The organism is Methanobrevibacter curvatus, from assembly GCF_001639295.1.
GTDB lineage: Archaea > Methanobacteriota > Methanobacteria > Methanobacteriales > Methanobacteriaceae > Methanoflexus > Methanoflexus curvatus.
Map to the genome: position 1 here is coordinate 16,938 of NZ_LWMV01000021.1, position 21,166 is coordinate 38,103.

The window sequence follows — 21,166 nt, forward strand, 5'->3', positions numbered from 1 at the left end:
TTACATAAATTCATATAATATGCTAATAACATTAAATTTCAAGCTATTAAATTATTATTAGGACTTAAATATGTAAATGCAATATTGTACTTAAATAAAATTTACATTTAAAACAAGGATATGTGCATTCTCCAAACAAAAAAACATTTAAACAATATTGATTAAAATAGTGTAGGCTATCTGGTTGAATTATTATTTTCCTAGAGTGCCATTTATTTTCATAAAAACCTGTGATCTAGCCTGGAATATAATGACGGACTTTGGATCCATATGACAGTGGTTCAAATCCACTCAGATCCGCTTTAATTCAACTTTACAAGATATTTTCAATACATTATAAGTTTAATGGATAAATAAAAGATGTTCTGATTTTATTTACAATTTTTCATTTCTAATGGACAATATAGCTAAATATATTGGGTATAGCATATTAGGGAATTTATATATCCCACTTCTTGGAATATCTTGTTCTAATATTTTCAACTTCTTTGCTTTTTTTAAAAAATCAGAAAAAACTCTTTTTTCTTCTTCATTAAGATATTTTTCAAAATCACTTTTTTTAAATGAGATAATAGTGTGTTCTCCCATTTTAAGAAGTATGGATCTATATTTTGTACTGTAAATTGATGAATCAATTTCAGGCTTAACAAATTTCTTACCTATTTGAATACCTGCCTCAAAAATCCCATGAAGTGCATCTTTTTTATCTATAGTGCCATCGACATCTTCCCAAAATACTCCATACCCAATTTCTTGCATCATTGTAGGTATTCCTGCAGAAAAATCTATCATTTCATTTAAAGCTTCACTTTCAACTTTAATATTGACTTTTTTGAATGTATCTTCAAAAAAAGATGAAACTTCTGATCTTGTTAAAGGTCCTACTTCATATGACCTAAATATTCTGTTAAATGAAGGGTTATGGTTATATAATGTTTGTAATTTATCTGGGTATCCTGCTAACATTATTGCAATAGGGCTATCGCCTCTGAAATCTGTATCAAGTGTATCAGAGAAACTTTTATACCATGTCGCAAATTCTGGACCTTTTGTCAAGCCATTTATGTCATCTATAATAATAAATATTCCTTTTTTATCATCAAAATCTTTTGTTAATTCTTTTAAAAATTGAGGGAAGTTATCTTTAACAGATTTAATAAATTCATCACTATTAGGTCTTAATTCTATATTAGCTCCAAATGCTCCAGCACTTTTAATATTATCTCTTAGTTTATCAAATATTTTTTCAGACCATGATTCGGATTCAATTTCATTCAACAACCTTTCTATGATTTGTTCTATTAAAGATTCGATATCATGCACACTATCATTTACAACATGAACTCCCACCATCTTAAATTTTTTTTGAACTAGGTTTTTTACATATGTTGCTAAGGATGTTTTTCCCATTCCTCTTTTTCCAGTTATAAAAAAGTGTTGTGCATTTCCACTGATTACATTAGTCATATATCGACTAATATTTTCTATAATATCCATTCTTCCTTTAAAGTTTTCAGGACTTACTGGATGTCCTGGTTGAAAAGGAGTTTCTCTTAAAGGGACTTCTTCCATTTTACCACTAAAAATATTTTATTGATTATGGTGTTCTAATTAAGAATTACTCATCATATTAATAACTTTATTATTATATATTCATTGGAGCCTTTTTTATAATTATCTAATATTAGGATTTAGTTAGGAATTTTTTCACTAAAAATTCACATTCAACATTTGAGGTTAGGATTTAGTTAGGAATTTTTTCACTAAAAATTCACATTCAACATTTGAGGTTAGGATTTAGTTAGGAATTTTTTCACTAAAAATTCACATCTGCAATTAAGGTCATAAATATTCTAAAAGCAAAATAATCGTGAAATCCATGTTTTACCAGCATCTTCAAAAAATGTCCACATTAAAATTGACTTGAATAAAAATAGCGGACCTGAGGGGATTTGAACCCCCGATCTCGGGATCCGAAGTCCCGCATCATATTCCAGACTAGACCACAGGCCCATAGAAATATAAAAAATAAAGAATTTAGAAAAAATTTATTTATGAAAAAGTTATATTTATTAATACAATAAATAAATTTAATTTATTAAGTTAAATACTTAATTATTCCTGAAAATTTTTCTTAAATAAAAAACTAAAAAAATATAAGAATTTAAAAAAATAAAAAATTTATAAAGATAATAAAAATAATAAATAATAAATAATAATAAAAAATTTATAAACAATAAAAACATTTATTCTTCATATCTTTCATGGAAAAGGATTTCATCTAACTGATAATCTTCCCATTTACGCTTATTTAAAACAATATCAAGCTCTTGAGGAGTAATTAACGGTTTATCATACATTTGAGAATCATCAATCGCTATCCTAGGACATGCTGTAACAACAAATCCTTCTAAATCCATATAAGCCAGTAAATTATCAGGAGTAATATTTTCTAAAAAAATCAAAGTAGCTTCCATGCCCTCATCTTTTAATGTTTTTTTAATTTCTTTTGCTAATTTTAGCCTATACTGACCTTCTTTAGAAGAAATTAAAATGCCCCATTTTTTTATTTCTTGAGATTTAGCTATTCTTGCAAATCGTATTCTTAAAATTCTATCTGCAAACTCAGAAATATCGTAAATATCACTTGTATATGGATTAACAACAATTACTGGAGATTTTGTAAATAGATGAATCCCTAATGGATGGAAATTTCCACTTCCAATAAAAACACAAACTTCAGCATTTAAATCTTTAATGGCTGAAAAATTACAGCCTAAAACCTGACCTTTTCTTGTATTTTTAGAAGAAGAACCAAGGATTATTTCTTTTCCATTGTCTTCAAAAAAGTCTTTAAACTCATTTAATAAATTTAAATGTTGAGTTGTTGTTGCTAAAGCAATTTTAGAGTAGTTTTTTAAGTATTCTAAGGAGTTTAATAAAGAACTTGTCATGTTTATTTTTGAATATGCTTCAACAAAGATTGTTGGAACAATAGTCTTCAATGGAAGAGCCGTGTGCCCATAATGAACTATTAAGTCAACCATTCCATCCATTTTCCTATCCACTAAATCACACGCTCCAAAACAAGGATCACCAGATATTATAACATCAACATTTGCTTCTTTTTCAATGTATTTAGCTATTGATATAGCATGTGTCTTCAATCCTTCTGGAAACTGAAGTCCAACAGTTTTAGCATTTAAATTATCTATTTTTTTCAGGACTTTATCTAATTCCATATCATAAAGCGACATTTTTTCAAAAATAATATTTAGTTTGTTTGGTTTGTAGGATAAATTAAAATTCTAAATAAATCAGTATAATTAATCCCAAATAAACAAGTAAAGTTAATCTAGAATTTCTACAATTGGCTTTCCATTAATAATGTCTAATTTAGCTAAAGTTAAAACTTTAATATTTGTCTCATTTTCAACTATTTCTTTTCCATCATATTTTTCAACAATGGCTACAATGACTTCTACTTCAATGTCCATAGATTTTAAAGCATTAACAACAGCTGTAAGTGTTCCTCCAGTACTTACTACATCATCAACAACAATTACTTTGTCTCCAGGATTTAAATAATTGATGTATAAGTTTTGTTTACTGTATCCAGTTTCTTGGAAAACAGCTATTTCCCCAGGAAGCCCATATTTTCTTTTTCTAATTACAACAAAGGGAATACGTGTATCTAATGATAATGCAGTTGATAAATGGATTCCCATTGCTTCTACACAAACAATTTTATCTACATTATTTAAATTTACTTTTTCTTTTATAAATGCAACAATTTCTTCCAATACATCAGGATACATTAAAGGGATCCCATCAGTTATAGGATTAACAAAATAATCATATTCTCCTTTTTTTACAACTGGAGAAGACTCTAATGATTCTTTAATCTTTTCAAACATAAAAAAAACCTTATATATTCAATAAACAAAATAATTTAAATTTTAAAATCATAGGATAAAAATCAAATAAAATTAATTAGAAAATAAAAAAAATATAAATTAATTATAATTAATGAAACAATTTATTATAATTAATAAAATAATGAATGATAATATAATAAAATAAAATAAAAAAAATAAATATAATATAAAATTAAATCAATAATAATTTATATTATATCAAATATAAAAATTTATACTATTATATTTACTTAAATAATTTCTTTTTAAAGTTTTTTTTAAACTTTTACTAAATTTTTACTAAAAGTTTATAAGAATATTTTTAATAATTAAATATTCACAATGAATCAATAGAAAACAGAGACAAGTGAAAAAATGTTAGGTAATTTAGGAAGAAGTCTAACCGATGCCATGAAAAAAATGGCTGGAATGGCTGTTATAGATAAAAAAGCTGTTAAAGAAATAGTTAAAGATATTCAAAGAGCTTTAATTCAAGGTGATGTAAACATCAAGCTTGTTTTTGAATTATCAAAAAAAATAGAAGATAGAGCATTAAATGAAAAACCAGATAAAGGTGTTACAGCAAGTAAACATGTTATAACAATTGTTTATGAAGAAATGGTAAATTTAGTTGGAAAAGAAGCCCATCCATTAGAAATAACAGGTAAACCATATAAAATAATGTTTTTAGGATTACAAGGTAGTGGTAAAACAACCACAATTGGCAAACTTGCAAGATATTTACAAAAAAAAGGGTTTAATCCAGCTATTGTATCAACAGACACTTGGAGACCAGCAGCTTATGAACAATTAAAACAGTTAACTGAAGAGCTTCACATATCTCTTTATGGTGATCCTGAAAATAAAGATGCAGTAGATTTAGCTAAAAAAGGCTTAGAAAAGTTTAAAAATCAAAAAATAATTATATTTGATACAGCTGGAAGACATAAAGATGAACAAGATTTATTTGATGAAATGAAAGAATTATCTTCTGTAGTAAACCCAAATGAAGCCATTCTTGTAATTGATGGAACAATAGGTCAACAGGCCCATGATCAAGCAAAAGCATTTGCAAAAACCACTGATGTAGGTTCAATAATTGTCACAAAATTAGATGGTTCTGCAAAAGGAGGTGGAGCATTATCTACAGTGGCTGAAATAGGCGCTCCAATAAAATTTATTGGAACTGGTGAAAAAATAGATAATTTTGAAGTTTTTGACCCCTCACGATTCATTTCAAGACTTCTTGGTATGGGAGATATTCAAACTCTTATTGAAAAAGCTGAAGAAGCTGTTGATGAAGATGTTGCTGAAGAAACAATGAAACATATGATGAGTGGAAAGTTTACTATAAAAGATATGGAAAACCAGTTCCAGATGATGGGTAAAATGGGTCCAATGAAACAAATAATGAATATGATTCCAGGATTAGGTGGAAAACTTCCAAAAGAAGCTAGTAAAATGACTGAAGATAAAATAAACCAATATAAAATCATTATAAGCTCTATGAAAGAAGAAGAAAAGCTAAATCCTAAAATTATTAAACATTCAAGAATTCACAGAATTGCTAAAGGCTCTGGAAGAAAGCCAGAAGAAGTTAAAGACCTGTTAAAATATTATAAAGGCACTAAAAAAGCTATGAAAGGGTTAGGGAAACGTGGTTTAGGTGGAGGTCAAATGGGAAGATTAATGGGACAGTTTATGAAATAAAGGAAACATGGCTAAATAATAACTAATAAGCAACAATAATAAAATAAGGCAAGGTATAAATAATGGATGTTTTAATGAAAATGATAATCGCAGAAGAGTATATTAACAGTACATGTGTATTTGATGTAAATCATGATTGCCCACAGAGTGATAATGACCATTTATTTGATAGACATTGTCCACAAAGATTTACATCCTCTTGTTGGAGAAAATAAAGAATGACTTCTAAAGATGTAATCTCCAATGAAGAAATAAGTAAAATTGGATTATTGTTAAAAGAAACAAATGGAATAATTTGTAAAAATTGTTTTAAAAGGAAATTAAACCTTGAAGATTTAGAAAAATTAAATTTTGAGGGTTTAAAAGAATTAAATCTTGAAAAATTAGAAAAAAATTATAATGAAGTAACCAACAACAAAAACTTCAAATTTACAGACGACTTTAATGGATGTAGTATATGTAAAGGAATTTTGTCTAATTTAGATGAAAAAAAAATAATTGAAAAAATTGAAGAAAAAATTAGCTATTTAGATTTAGAATTTGATACCTTTCTATTGGGATCTAAAATCCCAAAAAAAATTATAGAAAATGAAGATAAAATATCAAAAGAATTAGGTATTGAATCAGAAACTATAAAAAAAGAAATAAACAAAAGAATTGGAGAAAAATTAGAAGCAAAATTAAATAAACCTGTAGATTTTGAAAATCCAAATGTTATAATAATGATTGATTTCAATAAAGTCTTTAAATTTTTAGAAAAACATAAAAAGGAAAACAATTTCCATGAAGAAATAAAAAAAATATTTGAAGAGATAAAAATTAGAATACAAATCAATCCTATATTTATTGAAGGAAGGTACTTAAAATTTATTAGAACTATCCCTCAAACAAAGTGGCCTTGTAGAAAATGTAAAGGAAAAGGATGTGAAGAATGTAATTTTACAGGAAAACAATATTTAGAATCTGTTGAAGAATTAATATCTAAAATAGCCATTAAAGAGTTTAAAGGATACAAAGCAAAATTTCATGGAGCTGGTAGGGAAGATATTGATGTTAAAATGTTAGGAAATGGTCGTCCTTTTGTTTTAGAAATTTTAGAACCTAAAAAACGATTTTTAGATTTAAATAAATTAGAAAAAGATGTTAATAGCTATTCAAAAAATAAAACAGAATATTTAAATCTTAAATTCACCACTAAAAATAGAAAAGCTGAAATAAAGGTATCATCACCTGACACTTACAAGGTCTACAGATCATATGTCGAATGTGATGGAGAAATTGATGATAATGATTTAGAAAAGTTAAAAATTCTTAAAACAATAGAACAAGTTACTCCTATACGAGTGGCTCATAGAAGAGCAGATAAAACCCGTATAAAAGAAGTAAAAGAATTGCAAACTAAAAAAATCAGTGATAATTCTTTTGAAATGATCGTAAAAACTCAAGGTGGGTTATATATTAAAGAACTCATATCTTCAGACGAAGGAAGAACAAAACCAAGTGTTAGTGAGATATTATCTTTGAATTGTATTTGTAAAGAATTAGATGTAATAGAGGTATCAAGTAAATAAATAAAAAAGAAATTTAATCATTAATATTGAATTATGTAAAAAAATAAATAAAATATCAATAAAACTTTAATTATAAAAAAAGTTAAATATATTAATAAGTTCTATTATAATTTATATTATTATCAAAGATAAAAAAATTTTATTAAATAAATATTGATATATTTATATTAAAAAATGTATTAGTATCATATTAATTAAATATATTTAATAATTAAATATTTCAACAGTATATTAAAATAAAAAATTCATTATTTTTTTATAGATTATTTTTATAGATTAATTATAAATAAATTATTAAAATAATAATCTTTGATTAAAAACTAATTTTTTTTAAAATTTAGTTAAATTCAAAAGCTTCTTAAAAATATATAGATTCAAAATTAATGAGTTAAAATGAATGAGCTAGAATGAATGATTTAGAATAAATGAACTTATAATATAGTTATTTAACTCATGAATTTAATTAAAGTTATCAAACTGACTATGAGGTATCAATATGCAAAGATCAAGAGGAACTAGAAGTAAAACTAGAAAAAAATTAACTAGTGTCAAAAGACCTGGTCGTTCCAACCCTATAACTAAAAAATTACAAAGATTCCAAGAAGATGATTTAGTACACATTATAATAGACCCAAGTGTTCACAAAGGTCAACCCCATCCTCGTTTTCATGGAAAAACTGGGAAAATCATTGGAGCTAAAGGCAGAGCTTATGTTTTAGGTATAAATGACAAAAATAAAGCCAAAGAACTTATTGTTAGACCAGAGCATTTAAAATTACAAGACCCAGAATAACTATAAGTGATATAAAAATAATTGTTAAATATACAATTATTGTTAAGTAATGGCGATTTTATGATTGGTAAAAAAACTTTAGAAACAAAACCAATACCAATGGTTCAAGTAAAAGAAATCCTTGTTAATTTTAGTGAAAATTTTGAACCAAGTTATGAGCAAAATTTAACCATAGACCATGTAACTAAGTTCTCAAAGCTTCCATTAGCAGAAACTAAAGAATTAATAGAGGAACTTAAAAATGAAGCAGGACTAAAAGAAAAATATGCTGTTAAATTATCTGATATAATGCCTGAAGATTTAATGGATATTAGATTACTGTTTCAAAAAGAAAGAATTCCTATGAGCAAAGAAGATATGGAAAATATATTAGAAGTTATTGACAAATACCGAGATTATGAAGAATAACTTTTTAAAAACCAATACAAAAAACTAAGGCATATTGTGATACAATGGAAGACAATGCAGTTATTTTAGACTATTTACCATTAGGATATGTTAATGAAGATATGTCTACTTTTAAAAGAAAACCTATAGCACAAGCCATAGGTATAGAAAACTTTACTTTACTAGAGTTAATCCCTAAAGAAGGTTTAGACTTAGAAATTCATGAAAATGTCTTTATTGGAAAAGATAAAGAACAAAGGGATAAAATTGGCAGAGTTAAAGGCAAATTTGAATTTGAAAAATTAACTGCAACCAGTAGGGTAGAACTAGACTATGTTATTCGGGAAATCATTGAGTCCAACAGTACTAAGTTTATTAAATTCTTTAATGAATCTGGTTCTATTAATACACGTATCCACCAGCTTGAGTTACTACCAGGAATCGGTAAAAAACATATGTTAGCTATTTTAGAGGCAAGAGAGAAACAGCCATTTGAAAGTTTTGAGGACATTAAAGAAAGAGTTCCCTTATTAAAAGATCCTGTTAGTATTCTTGTTCAAAGAGTTAAAATAGAACTTGACAACACTACCGTCCGTAGAGGCAAGAATAAATATACTTTATTTACTTATATTCAAAAAGAAGGTCAAGACCAAAATAAAAGACGAAATAGACCTCAAAAAAGAAACAATAATGGAAGAAATAATAGAAGAAACTAATTATTTTTCCTTTATTTAATTTTTTAAAAATTTTCCATTTAAAAAAAAAAAACTAATTAATACTATTTTTACTATGAATATTATTTAATTTTACTACTTAATATTATTAATAAGACTTAATATGTTTAATGTACTTAACACTATTTTTAATACTATTTTTAATATATTTTCGATTTATAAAGTAAGTTTTACTCTTTATTTTAGATTCAATTTATACTCTCTCTCCTATTTCTCAATTTAAAAAAAAAATAGAAAAAATACAGTTTCTAATTCTTAAAAATCAATATGTTATTTTAGTTTTTAATTTTAAATAGAAATATAAAAAACTAAATAAATTAAAAATATAAGTAAAATTAAAAAACTAAATAGAACTAAAAAATTAAATAAAATTAAAAAACTAAATAGAGCTAAAAAATTAAATAAAAATAATAAAATAAAAAAGTGTTTTAATGAAAATCAATCATTTAAATTCCAATGATGAATTTATATCATTATATAAAGAAACTAAAAATGTTTTAAAAGAAAATGGTATTTTATTAAACAAAAAATTAGGACAACACTATTTAATAGACGATTTTAAAAGAAAAAAAATATTAGAGTATGGAAATTTAAACAAAAAAGATACTATTTTAGAAATAGGTCCTGGAATAGGAACTTTATCATTACATATGAGTGAGAAAGTTAAAAAAATTATAGCCATTGAAAAAGACTTAAAAATATATAAAATCCTTCAAAAAAGAATTGAAAATAATAATATAGATAATATTGAATTAATTAATCAAGATACTTTAAAAATAGACTTTCCAAAATTTAACAAAGTAATTTCAAACCTTCCTTATCAAATATCTAGCCCAGTAACATTTAAACTTTTAGATTATGACTTTGATTTTGCTATACTAATGTATCAAAAAGAATTTGCAAATAGAATGGTTGCAAAAGTTAATGAAAAGAACTATTCCAGATTAAGTGCTATGTTATACTTTAAATGCGAAATATTGCATTTAAATGATTTATCTCCTGAAAACTTTTACCCTAAACCCAAAATTAAATCATCTGTAATAAAAATGTCTCCTAAAAAAATAGATAATAAGAAAAAAGATATTTTAGATAATCAATACACAATGGTTTCAAAAGCACTTTTCCAACACAAAAAGAAAACAGTAAAAAATGCTCTAGTTGACTCAAGACATGAGCTAAACCACAGTGACAAAAAAGAGTTAAATCAAATATTGACTAAATTATCAAAGAATAATAAAGCTTTAGATAACTATTTCAAAAAAAAGGTAATAAAAATGTCTCCAGAAGAAATTTTAGACTTAAGTATCCATTTAAAAGATATTATTAAAAAAAATAAGAAAAAAGTAAAATAAGAACAATAAAAAAAAACTAAAAATTAAAAAAATATAAAAAAGCAAAAATATAAAAAAATATAAAAATAAGTAAAAAAATAAAAAAATAAAAAAACATTAGGCAAAAAATGAAAATTGGTGAATATAATATTGAAACATCGGACAATGTCTATGAACCATCCGACGATAGTTTTCTACTTGCAGAAAACCTTATGATTGGTAAAAATGATAAAGTTCTTGAAATTGGAACAGGTACAGGGATAATAGCTATTACTGCATCAAAAATTGCTAAAAAGGTCGTGGCAACAGATATTAATTATGATGCCTTAGAAATAGCTGAAAAAAATATTAAAAATAACAAAATAAAAAATGTAGAATTAAAGTTTGGGGACTTGTTCAATCCAGTGAAAAATGAAAAATTTGATTTAATATTATTCAATACTCCATATCTACCAACTGCCTCTGATGAAATACTAGAAGATGATTTAAATTATGCTTTTGACGGTGGAAATGATGGAAGAAAAATTATTGATCCTTTTCTAAATCAGCTAAAAGACCATTTAAATAAAAATGGAAAAGTTCAATTGGTACAATCCTCATTAAGCGATATTAAAAAAACCATTGATAAATTATTGGGTTTAGGGTTCATTACAGAAATAACAGCTTCTGAAAAATTTTTCTTTGAAGAAATAGTCTTAATAAGTGGATTTTTATAATCACATTCTGCTAAAATATTTTTATTGCTGGATAATGCTATAAATATTATAAATAGTATAAATAGTACAAATATGCTTATTATAAATGGTATAAATGCATTATTATAAATATAATTATATGATAAATAAATTAACAAAAATAAAATTTATGTGAATTAAAAATATATAAAAACAAAATATTTATTTATTATAAAGTTTATATAAATTTTTGTAGTTTATTTCTTAGAAGTATTATAGAATAAAAAAATTATTAAATTTTAATTAATTATTAATTTTAGATAATATATTTACTTAATATAAGTTTAATAAAAGTTTTTTATTCATTTTTTCAATCATTAAAATTTGAGTTTAAGGAAAAAAACATATTTTAATATGATAAAAAAGTTAAAATAAACTCTAAAATTTTAAAATGAAAAAAATTACTTAGCCATTTACAAAAAAATCTTTTTAAAAAAATTAAAAAAAAATAAAAATAATTAAAAAATATAAAAATAATTAAAAAATATAAAAAAGATTGATATAAAAAATTGATTATTTTCTATAAATTAGCTATAAATTAACTATAAATAAATTGATAAATAAAAAAAAATGGCTAATCTTCTATGAAATAAGTTGAGGTGAAAAAATGAAAAATGTAAATATAATAATTTCAGTAATAATTGTTTTGTCTATAGCCGCTGGTGTAACAGCATACGGAGTAATGTCTCCTTCTGGGGATAATATTTTTTCAAATCTCCAAATGAATCCTGACAGTGATGATAGTGGAGATACTCCTGCTACAGATACAGGTAGTGGCAATAGTAGTACAGAAACTAATGGAAACGGCGGAAGTAGTAGAAATAGTGGAAGCAGTGGAAACGGCGGAAGTGGAAGTGGTATAGTGACACATGATGGAATGACAAATAACAAGGCAAAAGAAATTGCTCAAGCCCATATTGAAGTGGAGGGTGCTAGTGCTGGAACTCCTTACTGGAATAGCGAATACAAAGAATGGATTGTTCCAGTAATCAAAAATGGAAAACAAATAGCTGCAATTTCAGTTGACCCCAAAACTGGACAAACAGGAGAAGTTTAATTAAAAAATATTTAAATTTTCTCTTTTTATTTTTTTCTTTTTTTTAACATTTGATTTTATTAAACTCACTACAATTTTCTTTTTTTATAGAAAGTTAAGAGCAAAAAATTAATTTAATTATATTTAAACAAATTAAAATTGAAAATTACGAAAGTATATATACTAAAAAGAATAAAAATTTTTATGCTATTTTAGAAAAATTCAAAATTAATTTTTCAAATATAATTTTATTAAAGATAAAATTAATAAATAAAATTAAATTAAAAATTAAATTAGTATAAAGTTTAATTAAAAATTTCTATCATGGGCCGGTAGCCTAGTCTGGATAGGGCGTTGGACTTCTAATCCAAAGGTCGAGGGTTCAAATCCCTCTCGGTCCGTTTTTATTTTATTATCAATAATTAATTGAAAAATTTAGAGTGATTCTTAGAGTAACTTTAAGTTAATAGATAAATAAACTTTAAATAAATTGATTATTATAAAAAAGGTGTTTTTATGACAATAAATAAAAAAATATATGAAAATAGGCGAATTCAATCCATAGGCAAAAAAACTGCAAAATTATTAGTTGAACAAATTGCACATGAATTATACAACCACAATTTGTACAGAACTTTTGCTAATTACTTTGCTACTAAAGGATTAAATAAACTAGAAGAATACTATGTTAATAGAGCTAATGAAGAGCTTGAACACCATACTTGGATAGTTGACAGATTAAACTATGCTGGTGTATTATATGCTTATCCTGTAGTTCCAAAAGTTGATGTTGAAATTCCAGATGAATATTCAACATTTGTTTTAACCTTAGATAAAGAGATTGAAACTACTCAATTAATTTATGGAATTGTTAATTCTGCTAAAGAAGAAAATGATTGGGAAACTTTCAATTGGTTACAAGACACTTTAGTTAGTGAACAAACTGAAGAAGAACATATAAGCAGAAAATTTTTAAAAGTAGCTGAGCAAGACACTGATTGGATTGCTAAAGAAGAATATATCTTAGATGCTTACAACGAAGCAACTGCAGAAGGAGAATAAGTAGAAGAACCTTTTAAAAAAAGGTTCATCAAAAGGCTTTCTCAAAAAGAAAGACAATTTAAATAAAAGTTTTTTGCTAATTATAAAAAGTTTTTTAAATCTTATAATAATTTTATATATAATAATTAATTTAATATTTATCAATAATTATAAAATAAACTCAGGCCAAAATTTAATGGGCTTGTAGCCTAGTCTGGAAGGGCGTTAGACTCCTAATCTAAAGATCGAGGGTTCAAATCCCTCCAAGTCCGTTTAGGAATTATTTCAGAATAATTATTTTTAGTGCAAAATCAGATGCCGGGGTGGCTCAGCTGGTTAGAGCGCACGGCTCATAGGGTATTAGTAGTGCTCGCTCTGTATCTGGGATACCGTGAGGCCGCGGGTTCGAATCCCGCTCCCGGCATTAAATTAATCAGAAAATTCTTTTTTTAAAAATACTAACTTTAAAATTACTATAGTTCAGATATTCAACTAATATCTTCTTTGAAAATTTATTTTCTAAGAAATTCTTTAAAAACTTTATTTTTTAAAACATCTTTTAATAATTATCAAAATTATAAATAATTTTGACACTGAAAAAAAAACTTTGGTGTTCTTGTTTTTTAGATTTTATTAAAAAAATTAGCTTTTAGGTTTAAACTAGCTTAAACTTACCTATTTAAAAATATAAAAAATAAGGTGTTGACATTTTTAATATCATGAACATTTATTTGATTAAAAAACTTTTTTTAACTCAGCATCAATTTTTACCCCTAAGATACCTAGATATTAAAAAAGTCTAATAGCTATTCATCAAAGTTATCTTCTTTAGTTATGTAAATTGGTCTGTTTTTAGTTTCTAAATAAGTTTTTGAAATATATTGACCAAGAATTCCAATCGAAAATAGTTGAATTCCACCAATAAGTAAAATAATAGATATTGTAGATGCCCATCCAGCAACTGCATTATCAAAGAATAATTTTTGAATAACAATAACAATAATAAAGATAAAAGCTAAAATTGAAGATATGATACCTGCAAAAGTAGAAATAGAAAGCAAAGATGTGGAAAAAGCTTCAATACCTTCTAAAGAATATTTAAATAGCTGCCAAAATGACCATTTAGAGCCACCTTTAGCCCTTTCGATATTTTCATAATCAAGCCATTTTGTTTTAAAACCAACCCACTGGAAAATTCCTTTTGAAAATCTGTTGTATTCACTAACAGATAAAATAGAATCAACCATTTTTCGTTTAAATATCCTATAATCCCTTGCACCATGAATAATTTCAGTTTTAGACAATTTATTAATAATATAATAAAACATTTTGGAAGATAATGTCCTAAAAAATGGTTCACCTTTTCTTGAAGATCGTTTACAACCAACAGAGTCATATTCCTCTGATTCCAAATTTAAAATCATTGTAGGAAGAAGTGAAGGAGGATCCTGCAGATCAACATCCATTAAAACAATATAATCTCCTTTAGAATGCTGTAATCCTGCATAAATCGCTGATTCTTTACCAAAATTCCTAGAAAAAGAAATAAATTTGATATTTTTATTTTTAGAAGATAAATCTTTTATGATATTCAAAGTAGTATCGATTGAGCCATCATCGACAAAAATAAGTTCAAAGTCATAGCGATTTAATTCATTAAGGATAAGAGAATTTATTTCAGCATAAAATAATGGAATCATATCTTCTTCATTAAAACATGGTACAACAATACTTAAAAGAGCCATTTAAAACCTCAATATTATTTAAAATATTATTTGAACACTATAATTTTACTAAATAAATAATTTATAATCACTACAATAATATTTATTATCACTTTAGAAAACATGTCATTTAAACTTAACAAATCAATGGCTAAATACATTAATCCTGAGTCTAAAATTCCTGAAAACAACCTTCCCCCTAAAAAAAGAGAGAATTCTAATGGAATACTAATATTTTTACTGTCAAAAACCCATTTTCTATTAGTCATATATGCAAAAATAACAGAAATAAGCCATGCAATTATATTTCCAATTAAGTAATTAAATGAAAATATTTTAACTAAAACAAAATATGAAAAAATATTTACAAGAGTAGTTAAAACTCCAAAAACAAGGTATAAAATTATTTCTTTTGTAACTAGTTCTTTTAATTTAAACATACAAAACCTAATTTTATTAAGCAAAAATTATAAACAATAACCTCTATAAATAAATTATACTACTTTTATTATAAATATATCTATATTTAACAGGGTGTCTGAAAATCCATGAAAAAATATGGATTAAAATCATCTAAAATTTTAAATTGAATAGCAAATAGAAGTATTTTAGTAAAAATACAGTTTTATAATTTTATAAATTTAAATTAAATGTCAATTAAATCGAAATATTTAAATATAATGAAATATACATTATTATTTAGTGATTACAATGAATATTCCACTAAATCCCGATTTAAGACCCTTATTGGAATTTGTTTTCCAAAGTAGTTAAAATTATTGGCTCTAGAGAATTTTAACAGGAATTAGCTAGAAATAAATTAAGTAATATTAAAAGGCATCAAATCGTGTGAAAAGTAGTTTTATTATCTTCATTTTTTGAATTATTTGTGTCTGATACTTTTAATCAAGTAAAAAAAACTATGATAATCTTAAAAATTTTTAAATATTGATGAGCTTATTAGTTTAAAGTAAATAAGAGAGATTTCTTCTCGTGAGATGGTGAAAAATATCTTGAATTAACTTTAAAATCATTAAATAAGCTTCAATTCAAAAAAATAAGAAATATTAAAACTATTATACTAGATTCCACTCTTTTAATCCTTGATTTAAAATTCAATGGAAAATACATTTCAAAGCAAACTTTTAGATAAAGACTACAAAATAGACTATTCAACATCGAAAGGATACTATGCAGGATTCCAAATGACTATAACAATTGATCATGACTCATTAAAACCATTACCCATATTAATACATCCAGGTTCACCTCATGACACAAAAATGTTCGATGAAATAATGTTTGAACTACAAAGACGAAGAATACTCCGCAAAGGACAGCTCATTAGCTGACAGAGGCTTTTATAGTGCAAATAATTATTTAATTGGAATTAATAAATATAAAATAGTTCCTTTAATCTTTGCAAAAAAGAAACCAACCATAAAAGTTTTAAAAGACAAAATTAGCAACCCTCTAGATTATTCTGACTTTAAAAACAAACCCGGAAAGATTTACGAATATTTAAGAGAAAAACTCTTTGAAATATTGCCTAACTGGAAAAATTTTCGACACCCAAGATGGAAAATCGAAAAAGTTTTCGAATTCCTCAAAATAAACCTAGAATTAGGAAAAATACACGCTTATACACTTAAATCCGTATCTAAAAAAGTATATTTAACTGTATTTTTAATGGAAATACTGATTTTAGAAGGTTACAACGAAATCCAAGAAATAATACTCCTTGTAAATTTCAAGTAAATCAGACACCTGTTATTAAAATTACAATAATTTTAAATAATATTTTATAAAAATATTAATATATGAAAAAAATTAATCAATGTTTAAAGGTACTAAAATGAATGTTGGAGTAGTAGGAGCAGGGAGTTTTGGAACAGCTATTTCACAAATTATTGCTTTAAATGTAGAAGAAGTAATATTATACTCCCGTAGAAAGAAAATAGCTGAAGATATAAACAAAAACTCAGTTAATAATGAATATTATCCAAATTATAAATTAAATAATAAAATAAGGGCAGTAAATTCATTAAAAGATTTAAAAGAATGTGAAGTTATCTTTATAACTGTCCCATCATCAGGGTTTAGAAAAACTCTTGAAGAAATGAAAAATGAAGGAATAAATGATTCAATACTTGTTACTGCATCAAAAGGTATAGAGCCAATAAGTTCTGCCACTATGGGTCAAATTATCCAAGAGTATTATAATGATAAATATGTTGTAGTTTCTGGTCCTAATTTTGCTTCTGAAGTAGTTTTAAATCTTCCAACAGTTACAAACATTGCTTCAAATTCTAAAAATAACCTAAATATTGTAAAAAAGATTTTAGAAACAGAATTTTTCAAAGTTGAAGAGATTGATGATGTTATAGGTCTAGAATACTGTGGAATATTGAAAAATATTAATGCAGTTGCAAATGGGATTTGTGAAGGGATACAAATAAATGAAAATGGAAGATATGCAATATTAACAAAAGGATTCAATGAAAATAAAAAAATTGTTGAAAGTATAGGTGGCAAACCTTCAACAATAGATGAATATTGTGGGTTTGGAGACATTATTTTAACATCAATTTCAAAACAAAGTAGAAACCACACATTAGGAGTTTTAATTGGTCAAAAATTAGAAATAAATAAAGGTCATGGTGTTGTTTTTGAAGGAAAAAACTCTGTAAAGACTATTAAAGAAATCTGCGACAAAAAATGTTTAGATTGTAAAATTGTTAATTTTGTTTACGATGTTTTAGTCAATAAAGAAGTAGCAAAAACAGCATTTAAAAACCTTTGGAAAAATATAACAATGAAATAATGCTAAAAAATAAATTATAATTACTCAGGTAATAAGTTTTTTTAATATATTTTTAATCTATTTATTTAATATAATTATTTAATATAATTATTTAATTCTATTTATTTAATCTATTTGTTTAATATAATTATTTAATGTATTTAAGTGAAAAAATGATAGGAATAATATTATCTGCAGGAACTGGAACTAGGCTCCGACCTCTAACTGAAAATATGCCAAAACCTCTTTTAAAAATTGATAATATTACTATAATAGAGAGAATGGTTAAAAATTTCATGGAAAATGGCATAAAAGAGTTTATTTTTGTTGTTGGGCATTTTAAAGAAAAAGTAATTGAACATGGTAAATATTTAAAAGAAAAATACAAGATTTCAATAGAAATCGTGGAAAACAAAAATTATCAAACAACCAATACCTCAGTTTCAACTTATCTTGCCACAAAAAATCTTAATGATAGTTTTTTATTGGTTAATGGAGATAATGTTCTAGATCCAGAGATTGTTAAAAATTTAGTTAAAAATGAGCATACCAGTTTAGTTGTGGATAACTTTAAAAAATTAAATGAAGAATCTTTTAAAATCATTGTTCAAAATGGAATTATAGGAGGCATTGGAAAGGATTTAGATATTGATAAATCTACAGGAGAATTCATTGGACTATCTAAGGTTATTAAAAAAGATTTAAAGGAATTTAATAAAATTCTTAAAAAACTCACAGAGGATGATTCTCAGAATTATTATGATTTATGCTATGAAGATTTAAGTAAAATAGTAAAAATTGATTATATTTTTACAAATGGCTTAAAATGGAGTGAAATCGACGACTTTAATGACTGGGAAATCGCTCAAAAATTAGTAAAAAAATTTGATAATCATTCCTGTTAAAGAAATAAAAAATAAATGAATAAACACTTAAAAGAAATAAAAAAATAAAGAATTAAAAAAAAAAGAATGATTGACCCTGATAAAATGTCTTCTTTAAAAAAAATTATTATAAACACTATCAAACCGATTTTAATAGCATTATATCAACTTGTTTTTCATTTACTAAGTACAAATAAAAAAGTTATAATTTTTGAAAGTAGTACTGGTCGCAACTATACAGGAAATCCTAAGTATGTTTATGAATATATTTTAAATTCTCGTCAAGACATTTTAAAAAATTATAAAATAATTTGGTCCTTAGAAGATATTAATACAAAAATTCCTGGAAACCCTATCAAAGTAAGAAAAATTAGCCTAAAGTATTTATATTACTGTACAATAGCTAAATGCTGGATTTTTGATACTCGCCCACCTGCATACATTTTAAAAAAAGATAAATGCTATTTTATTCAAACGTGGCATGGGACACCTCTAAAAAAATTAGGTTTAGATATGGAAAATGTCAATATGGGTGAAGAACAAGATATAAGTAATTATAAATATTATTTTAATAAAAATACTAAAAATTGGGACTTTTTAATCTCACAAAATCCTTATTCTACTGAAATTTTCAAGAAAGCCTTTAATTTCAGTGGTGAATTCTTGGAAATTGGTTATCCAAGAAATGATATTTTAATTAATAAAAATAATCAAGAAGAAATTGAAAAAATAAAAAAAGAGCTTAAAATTGACTATACTAAGAAAATCATCCTTTATGCTCCTACTTGGAGAGATGATGAATTTTATGGAAGTGATGTTTATAAATTTACAACAAATATGGACTTTAACCAATTAAAAAATAGTTTAGAAGATGAATATATTGTAATTATAAAGTATCACTACCTTGTTAAAGAAAATAAGGACTGGACTAAGTATGGTGATTTTATATATTTTGCTGATGAAAAAACTGACATTCAAAAACTATATTTAATATCTGATATCCTAATTACAGATTATTCATCGGTTATGTTTGATTATAGCATATTAAAAAGACCTATGATATTTTACACATATGATTTAGAGAATTATAAAAAAAATTTAAGAGATTTTTATTTTGATATAAATGAAATAGTTCCAGGTCCAATTATTAAAGAAAATAGCTACTTAATAGATTATCTAAAAAATTTTAATGAAGAAAATTACTTCTTAAAATATCAAAAGAAATACAATGAATTTATAGATAAATTTAACCAGTATGATGATGGAAAGGCATCAGAAAAAATAGCTAATTTCATTTTAAAGAAAAATAATTAAAAACCATCTAAAAACTATAAAATGCTATGCAAAATTAACTTTTTATATTGAATAATATCTAATATAGTAGATTATCCAAAAATGTGGCTTATAATCATTTTTAATTCTTATAAAAAAATATGATAAAAAACACAAAATCTCAACTAACAAGTTGACAGCCCCAATCACATTCATCGAAAGATTTAATACCTCATCGTTCCATAATAATCTATGTGGGTTGTTTTTTCTTTGCATAGATTAATAATACAACCCACACAATATTAATACTTTACGAACTAATGATAATAAATTAAAGGAATAGTTATATGAAAAGAGTAGGATACTTAATTTTTAACTTTTTTTACTATATATTTTACACATTTTTTTATTTTATTCCTTTAAAAGATCAAATAGTAGCCATTAAAAGTCATGAAAATAGTGATGAAGGAAATATAGAACAAATCACTTCTTTTTTTCATGAAAAATCTCCGTCTACCCAAATAATCTTAATAAAAAAAGAAGATTATAATTTTAATTTTAAAAATAATTTATTTAAAAAAGCAATAAATTTTTTCATAAAAACTCCATACAATCTTTCTAGATCAAAAACAATTTTTTTAGATAATATTTTCATGCCATTTGCTTACACTAAATTTAAAACAGAAGTAAACCTTGTGCAACTATGGCACAGTAGTGGAACAATAAAAAAATTCGCATTAGACAGTGAAAAAGGATGGATTAAATCTTTAGCAAAAAAATCAACATCAAAACAAACTCATTTAATTATAGAATCTGAAGGAATGCTACCGTATTTTAAAACAGCTTTTAACATGGAAGAAAGTAAAATTTATCCTATAGGAACTCCGAGAACCGACCTATTTTTCCAAGAAAGCTATAAAGATCAGAAAATTAAAAGTTTTTATAAAAAGTTTAATGAATTAAAAGATAAAAAATTGATTCTTTATGCTCCAACCTTTAGAGATGAAGATTTTATAAAAGATTCTATTAAAAGAGAAACTTCAAAAATGAATACCAAGAATATAAACAAAAAAGAAAATAATAAAAAAATAAATAATAAAGAAATAAACCATGAAATTTTTGAAATATTGAAACATCTTGATGATGAATGGATTTTAATATTAAAACTTCATCCAAAAGTATCAAAAAACTTTGATTTAAATAAAAATATAAATGAATCTATTATTAAT

Annotated in this window: 21 protein-coding genes and 4 tRNA genes; 19 read left to right on the top strand and 6 right to left on the bottom strand. The window is 24.7% G+C overall.

Annotated features, from left to right (window positions below):
* Window positions 1-375 precede the first annotated feature (375 nt).
* The 4 genes from MBCUR_RS00705 to hpt form a co-directional block, all read right to left on the bottom strand.
* Window positions 376-1,572 (bottom strand): AAA family ATPase, encoded by a 1,197-nt coding sequence (locus MBCUR_RS00705; protein WP_067088969.1) that lies wholly within the window; start codon window positions 1,570-1,572, stop codon window positions 376-378.
* Between the two features lie 365 nt (window positions 1,573-1,937).
* Window positions 1,938-2,013 (bottom strand) — tRNA-Arg (locus MBCUR_RS00710).
* A gap of 233 nt (window positions 2,014-2,246) precedes the next feature.
* Window positions 2,247-3,257 carry a diphthamide biosynthesis enzyme Dph2 gene (gene dph2, locus MBCUR_RS00715; protein ID WP_067088972.1) on the bottom strand — a complete coding sequence of 337 codons (1,011 nt, stop codon included), beginning with the start codon at window positions 3,255-3,257 and terminating at the stop codon, window positions 2,247-2,249.
* 93 nt (window positions 3,258-3,350) lie between these two features.
* Window positions 3,351-3,917 carry a hypoxanthine/guanine phosphoribosyltransferase gene (hpt, locus tag MBCUR_RS00720; protein ID WP_067088975.1) on the bottom strand — a complete coding sequence of 189 codons (567 nt, stop codon included), beginning with the start codon at window positions 3,915-3,917 and terminating at the stop codon, window positions 3,351-3,353.
* A gap of 375 nt (window positions 3,918-4,292) precedes the next feature.
* Here hpt and MBCUR_RS00725 point away from each other — a divergent pair, with 375 nt between their 5' ends.
* The 13 genes from MBCUR_RS00725 (at window position 4,293) to MBCUR_RS00780 (ending at window position 13,678) form a co-directional block, all read left to right on the top strand.
* Window positions 4,293-5,627: a signal recognition particle protein Srp54 gene (locus MBCUR_RS00725; protein ID WP_067088977.1), complete on the top strand. Its 1,335-nt coding sequence runs from the start codon at window positions 4,293-4,295 to the stop codon at window positions 5,625-5,627.
* A 74-nt stretch (window positions 5,628-5,701) separates the two neighbouring features.
* Window positions 5,702-5,842 carry a hypothetical protein gene (locus tag MBCUR_RS10200; RefSeq protein ID WP_157077475.1) on the top strand — a complete coding sequence of 47 codons (141 nt, stop codon included), beginning with the start codon at window positions 5,702-5,704 and terminating at the stop codon, window positions 5,840-5,842.
* Window positions 5,843-5,845: 3 nt separating this feature from the next.
* Entirely contained in the window at window positions 5,846-7,198 is a 1,353-nt protein-coding gene (locus MBCUR_RS00730) for a tRNA pseudouridine(54/55) synthase Pus10 (protein ID WP_067088980.1), read from the top strand.
* 496 nt (window positions 7,199-7,694) lie between these two features.
* Window positions 7,695-7,991, top strand: coding sequence for a 50S ribosomal protein L21e (locus tag MBCUR_RS00735; protein WP_067088982.1), 297 nt, complete (start codon window positions 7,695-7,697; stop codon window positions 7,989-7,991).
* Between the two features lie 60 nt (window positions 7,992-8,051).
* On the top strand, window positions 8,052-8,399 hold the full coding sequence (locus MBCUR_RS00740; RefSeq protein ID WP_067088985.1) for an RNA polymerase Rpb4 family protein: 348 nt from the start codon (window positions 8,052-8,054) through the stop codon (window positions 8,397-8,399).
* Window positions 8,400-8,443: 44 nt separating this feature from the next.
* Complete coding sequence (locus MBCUR_RS00745; protein WP_067088987.1) at window positions 8,444-9,094, top strand: DUF655 domain-containing protein; 651 nt, start codon at window positions 8,444-8,446, stop codon at window positions 9,092-9,094.
* A 449-nt stretch (window positions 9,095-9,543) separates the two neighbouring features.
* Window positions 9,544-10,464, top strand: a complete 921-nt coding sequence (gene rsmA, locus MBCUR_RS00750; protein ID WP_067088990.1) for a 16S rRNA (adenine(1518)-N(6)/adenine(1519)-N(6))-dimethyltransferase RsmA — start codon at window positions 9,544-9,546, stop codon at window positions 10,462-10,464.
* A 113-nt stretch (window positions 10,465-10,577) separates the two neighbouring features.
* On the top strand, window positions 10,578-11,159 hold the full coding sequence (locus MBCUR_RS00755; RefSeq protein WP_157077485.1) for a HemK2/MTQ2 family protein methyltransferase: 582 nt from the start codon (window positions 10,578-10,580) through the stop codon (window positions 11,157-11,159).
* 625 nt (window positions 11,160-11,784) lie between these two features.
* Window positions 11,785-12,234, top strand: a complete 450-nt coding sequence (locus MBCUR_RS00760; RefSeq protein WP_067088995.1) for a hypothetical protein — start codon at window positions 11,785-11,787, stop codon at window positions 12,232-12,234.
* Between the two features lie 305 nt (window positions 12,235-12,539).
* Window positions 12,540-12,614, top strand: a tRNA-Arg gene (locus MBCUR_RS00765).
* Between the two features lie 115 nt (window positions 12,615-12,729).
* Window positions 12,730-13,275, top strand: coding sequence for a ferritin-like domain-containing protein (locus MBCUR_RS00770; protein ID WP_067088997.1), 546 nt, complete (start codon window positions 12,730-12,732; stop codon window positions 13,273-13,275).
* Between the two features lie 177 nt (window positions 13,276-13,452).
* Window positions 13,453-13,526, top strand: a tRNA-Arg gene (locus tag MBCUR_RS00775).
* Between the two features lie 45 nt (window positions 13,527-13,571).
* Window positions 13,572-13,678 (top strand) — tRNA-Met (locus MBCUR_RS00780).
* Window positions 13,679-14,060: 382 nt separating this feature from the next.
* On the opposite strand, the gene MBCUR_RS00785 is transcribed toward MBCUR_RS00780, so the two are convergent.
* Together MBCUR_RS00785 and MBCUR_RS00790 are read right to left on the bottom strand one after the other, a co-directional pair.
* The gene (locus MBCUR_RS00785; protein ID WP_067089001.1) at window positions 14,061-14,999 is read right to left on the bottom strand and encodes a glycosyltransferase family 2 protein; all 939 of its coding nucleotides are present in this window, start codon (window positions 14,997-14,999) and stop codon (window positions 14,061-14,063) included.
* Between the two features lie 26 nt (window positions 15,000-15,025).
* Window positions 15,026-15,418, bottom strand: coding sequence for a GtrA family protein (locus tag MBCUR_RS00790; RefSeq protein WP_067089004.1), 393 nt, complete (start codon window positions 15,416-15,418; stop codon window positions 15,026-15,028).
* 678 nt (window positions 15,419-16,096) lie between these two features.
* On the opposite strand from MBCUR_RS00790, the gene MBCUR_RS10205 reads away from it, so the two are divergent.
* From MBCUR_RS10205 to MBCUR_RS00815, 6 genes are all read left to right on the top strand, one after another.
* Window positions 16,097-16,330, top strand: coding sequence for a transposase (locus tag MBCUR_RS10205; protein WP_157077483.1), 234 nt, complete (start codon window positions 16,097-16,099; stop codon window positions 16,328-16,330).
* Window positions 16,281-16,736: a transposase gene (locus MBCUR_RS00795; RefSeq protein ID WP_067089008.1), complete on the top strand. Its 456-nt coding sequence runs from the start codon at window positions 16,281-16,283 to the stop codon at window positions 16,734-16,736. The genes MBCUR_RS10205 and MBCUR_RS00795 overlap by 50 nt, the downstream gene beginning before the upstream one ends.
* Before the next feature lie 97 nt (window positions 16,737-16,833).
* Window positions 16,834-17,802 carry an NAD(P)H-dependent glycerol-3-phosphate dehydrogenase gene (locus MBCUR_RS00800; RefSeq protein ID WP_067089011.1) on the top strand — a complete coding sequence of 323 codons (969 nt, stop codon included), beginning with the start codon at window positions 16,834-16,836 and terminating at the stop codon, window positions 17,800-17,802.
* Window positions 17,803-17,954: 152 nt separating this feature from the next.
* Window positions 17,955-18,686 carry a phosphocholine cytidylyltransferase family protein gene (locus MBCUR_RS00805; RefSeq protein WP_067089012.1) on the top strand — a complete coding sequence of 244 codons (732 nt, stop codon included), beginning with the start codon at window positions 17,955-17,957 and terminating at the stop codon, window positions 18,684-18,686.
* Between the two features lie 84 nt (window positions 18,687-18,770).
* Window positions 18,771-19,979: a CDP-glycerol glycerophosphotransferase family protein gene (locus MBCUR_RS00810; RefSeq protein ID WP_067089020.1), complete on the top strand. Its 1,209-nt coding sequence runs from the start codon at window positions 18,771-18,773 to the stop codon at window positions 19,977-19,979.
* Between the two features lie 305 nt (window positions 19,980-20,284).
* The coding region (locus tag MBCUR_RS00815) for a CDP-glycerol glycerophosphotransferase family protein (RefSeq protein WP_211265110.1) at window positions 20,285-21,166 on the top strand (882 nt) is incomplete at its 3' end.

Bases quoted from the DNA above. Each gene is read 5' to 3' on its own strand.
- MBCUR_RS00705 (WP_067088969.1), bottom strand. From the start codon at position 1,572: ATGGAAGAAGTCCCTTTAAGAGAAACTCCTTTTCAACCAGGACATCCA.
- dph2 (WP_067088972.1), bottom strand. From the start codon at position 3,257: ATGTCGCTTTATGATATGGAATTAGATAAAGTCCTGAAAAAAATAGAT.
- hpt (WP_067088975.1), bottom strand. From the start codon at position 3,917: ATGTTTGAAAAGATTAAAGAATCATTAGAGTCTTCTCCAGTTGTAAAA.
- MBCUR_RS00725 (WP_067088977.1), top strand. From the start codon at position 4,293: ATGTTAGGTAATTTAGGAAGAAGTCTAACCGATGCCATGAAAAAAATG.
- MBCUR_RS10200 (WP_157077475.1), top strand. From the start codon at position 5,702: ATGAAAATGATAATCGCAGAAGAGTATATTAACAGTACATGTGTATTT.
- MBCUR_RS00730 (WP_067088980.1), top strand. From the start codon at position 5,846: ATGACTTCTAAAGATGTAATCTCCAATGAAGAAATAAGTAAAATTGGA.
- MBCUR_RS00735 (WP_067088982.1), top strand. From the start codon at position 7,695: ATGCAAAGATCAAGAGGAACTAGAAGTAAAACTAGAAAAAAATTAACT.
- MBCUR_RS00740 (WP_067088985.1), top strand. From the start codon at position 8,052: ATGATTGGTAAAAAAACTTTAGAAACAAAACCAATACCAATGGTTCAA.
- MBCUR_RS00745 (WP_067088987.1), top strand. From the start codon at position 8,444: ATGGAAGACAATGCAGTTATTTTAGACTATTTACCATTAGGATATGTT.
- rsmA (WP_067088990.1), top strand. From the start codon at position 9,544: ATGAAAATCAATCATTTAAATTCCAATGATGAATTTATATCATTATAT.
- MBCUR_RS00760 (WP_067088995.1), top strand. From the start codon at position 11,785: ATGAAAAATGTAAATATAATAATTTCAGTAATAATTGTTTTGTCTATA.
- MBCUR_RS00770 (WP_067088997.1), top strand. From the start codon at position 12,730: ATGACAATAAATAAAAAAATATATGAAAATAGGCGAATTCAATCCATA.
- MBCUR_RS00785 (WP_067089001.1), bottom strand. From the start codon at position 14,999: ATGGCTCTTTTAAGTATTGTTGTACCATGTTTTAATGAAGAAGATATG.
- MBCUR_RS00790 (WP_067089004.1), bottom strand. From the start codon at position 15,418: ATGTTTAAATTAAAAGAACTAGTTACAAAAGAAATAATTTTATACCTT.
- MBCUR_RS10205 (WP_157077483.1), top strand. From the start codon at position 16,097: ATGGAAAATACATTTCAAAGCAAACTTTTAGATAAAGACTACAAAATA.
- MBCUR_RS00800 (WP_067089011.1), top strand. From the start codon at position 16,834: ATGAATGTTGGAGTAGTAGGAGCAGGGAGTTTTGGAACAGCTATTTCA.
- MBCUR_RS00805 (WP_067089012.1), top strand. From the start codon at position 17,955: ATGATAGGAATAATATTATCTGCAGGAACTGGAACTAGGCTCCGACCT.
- MBCUR_RS00810 (WP_067089020.1), top strand. From the start codon at position 18,771: ATGTCTTCTTTAAAAAAAATTATTATAAACACTATCAAACCGATTTTA.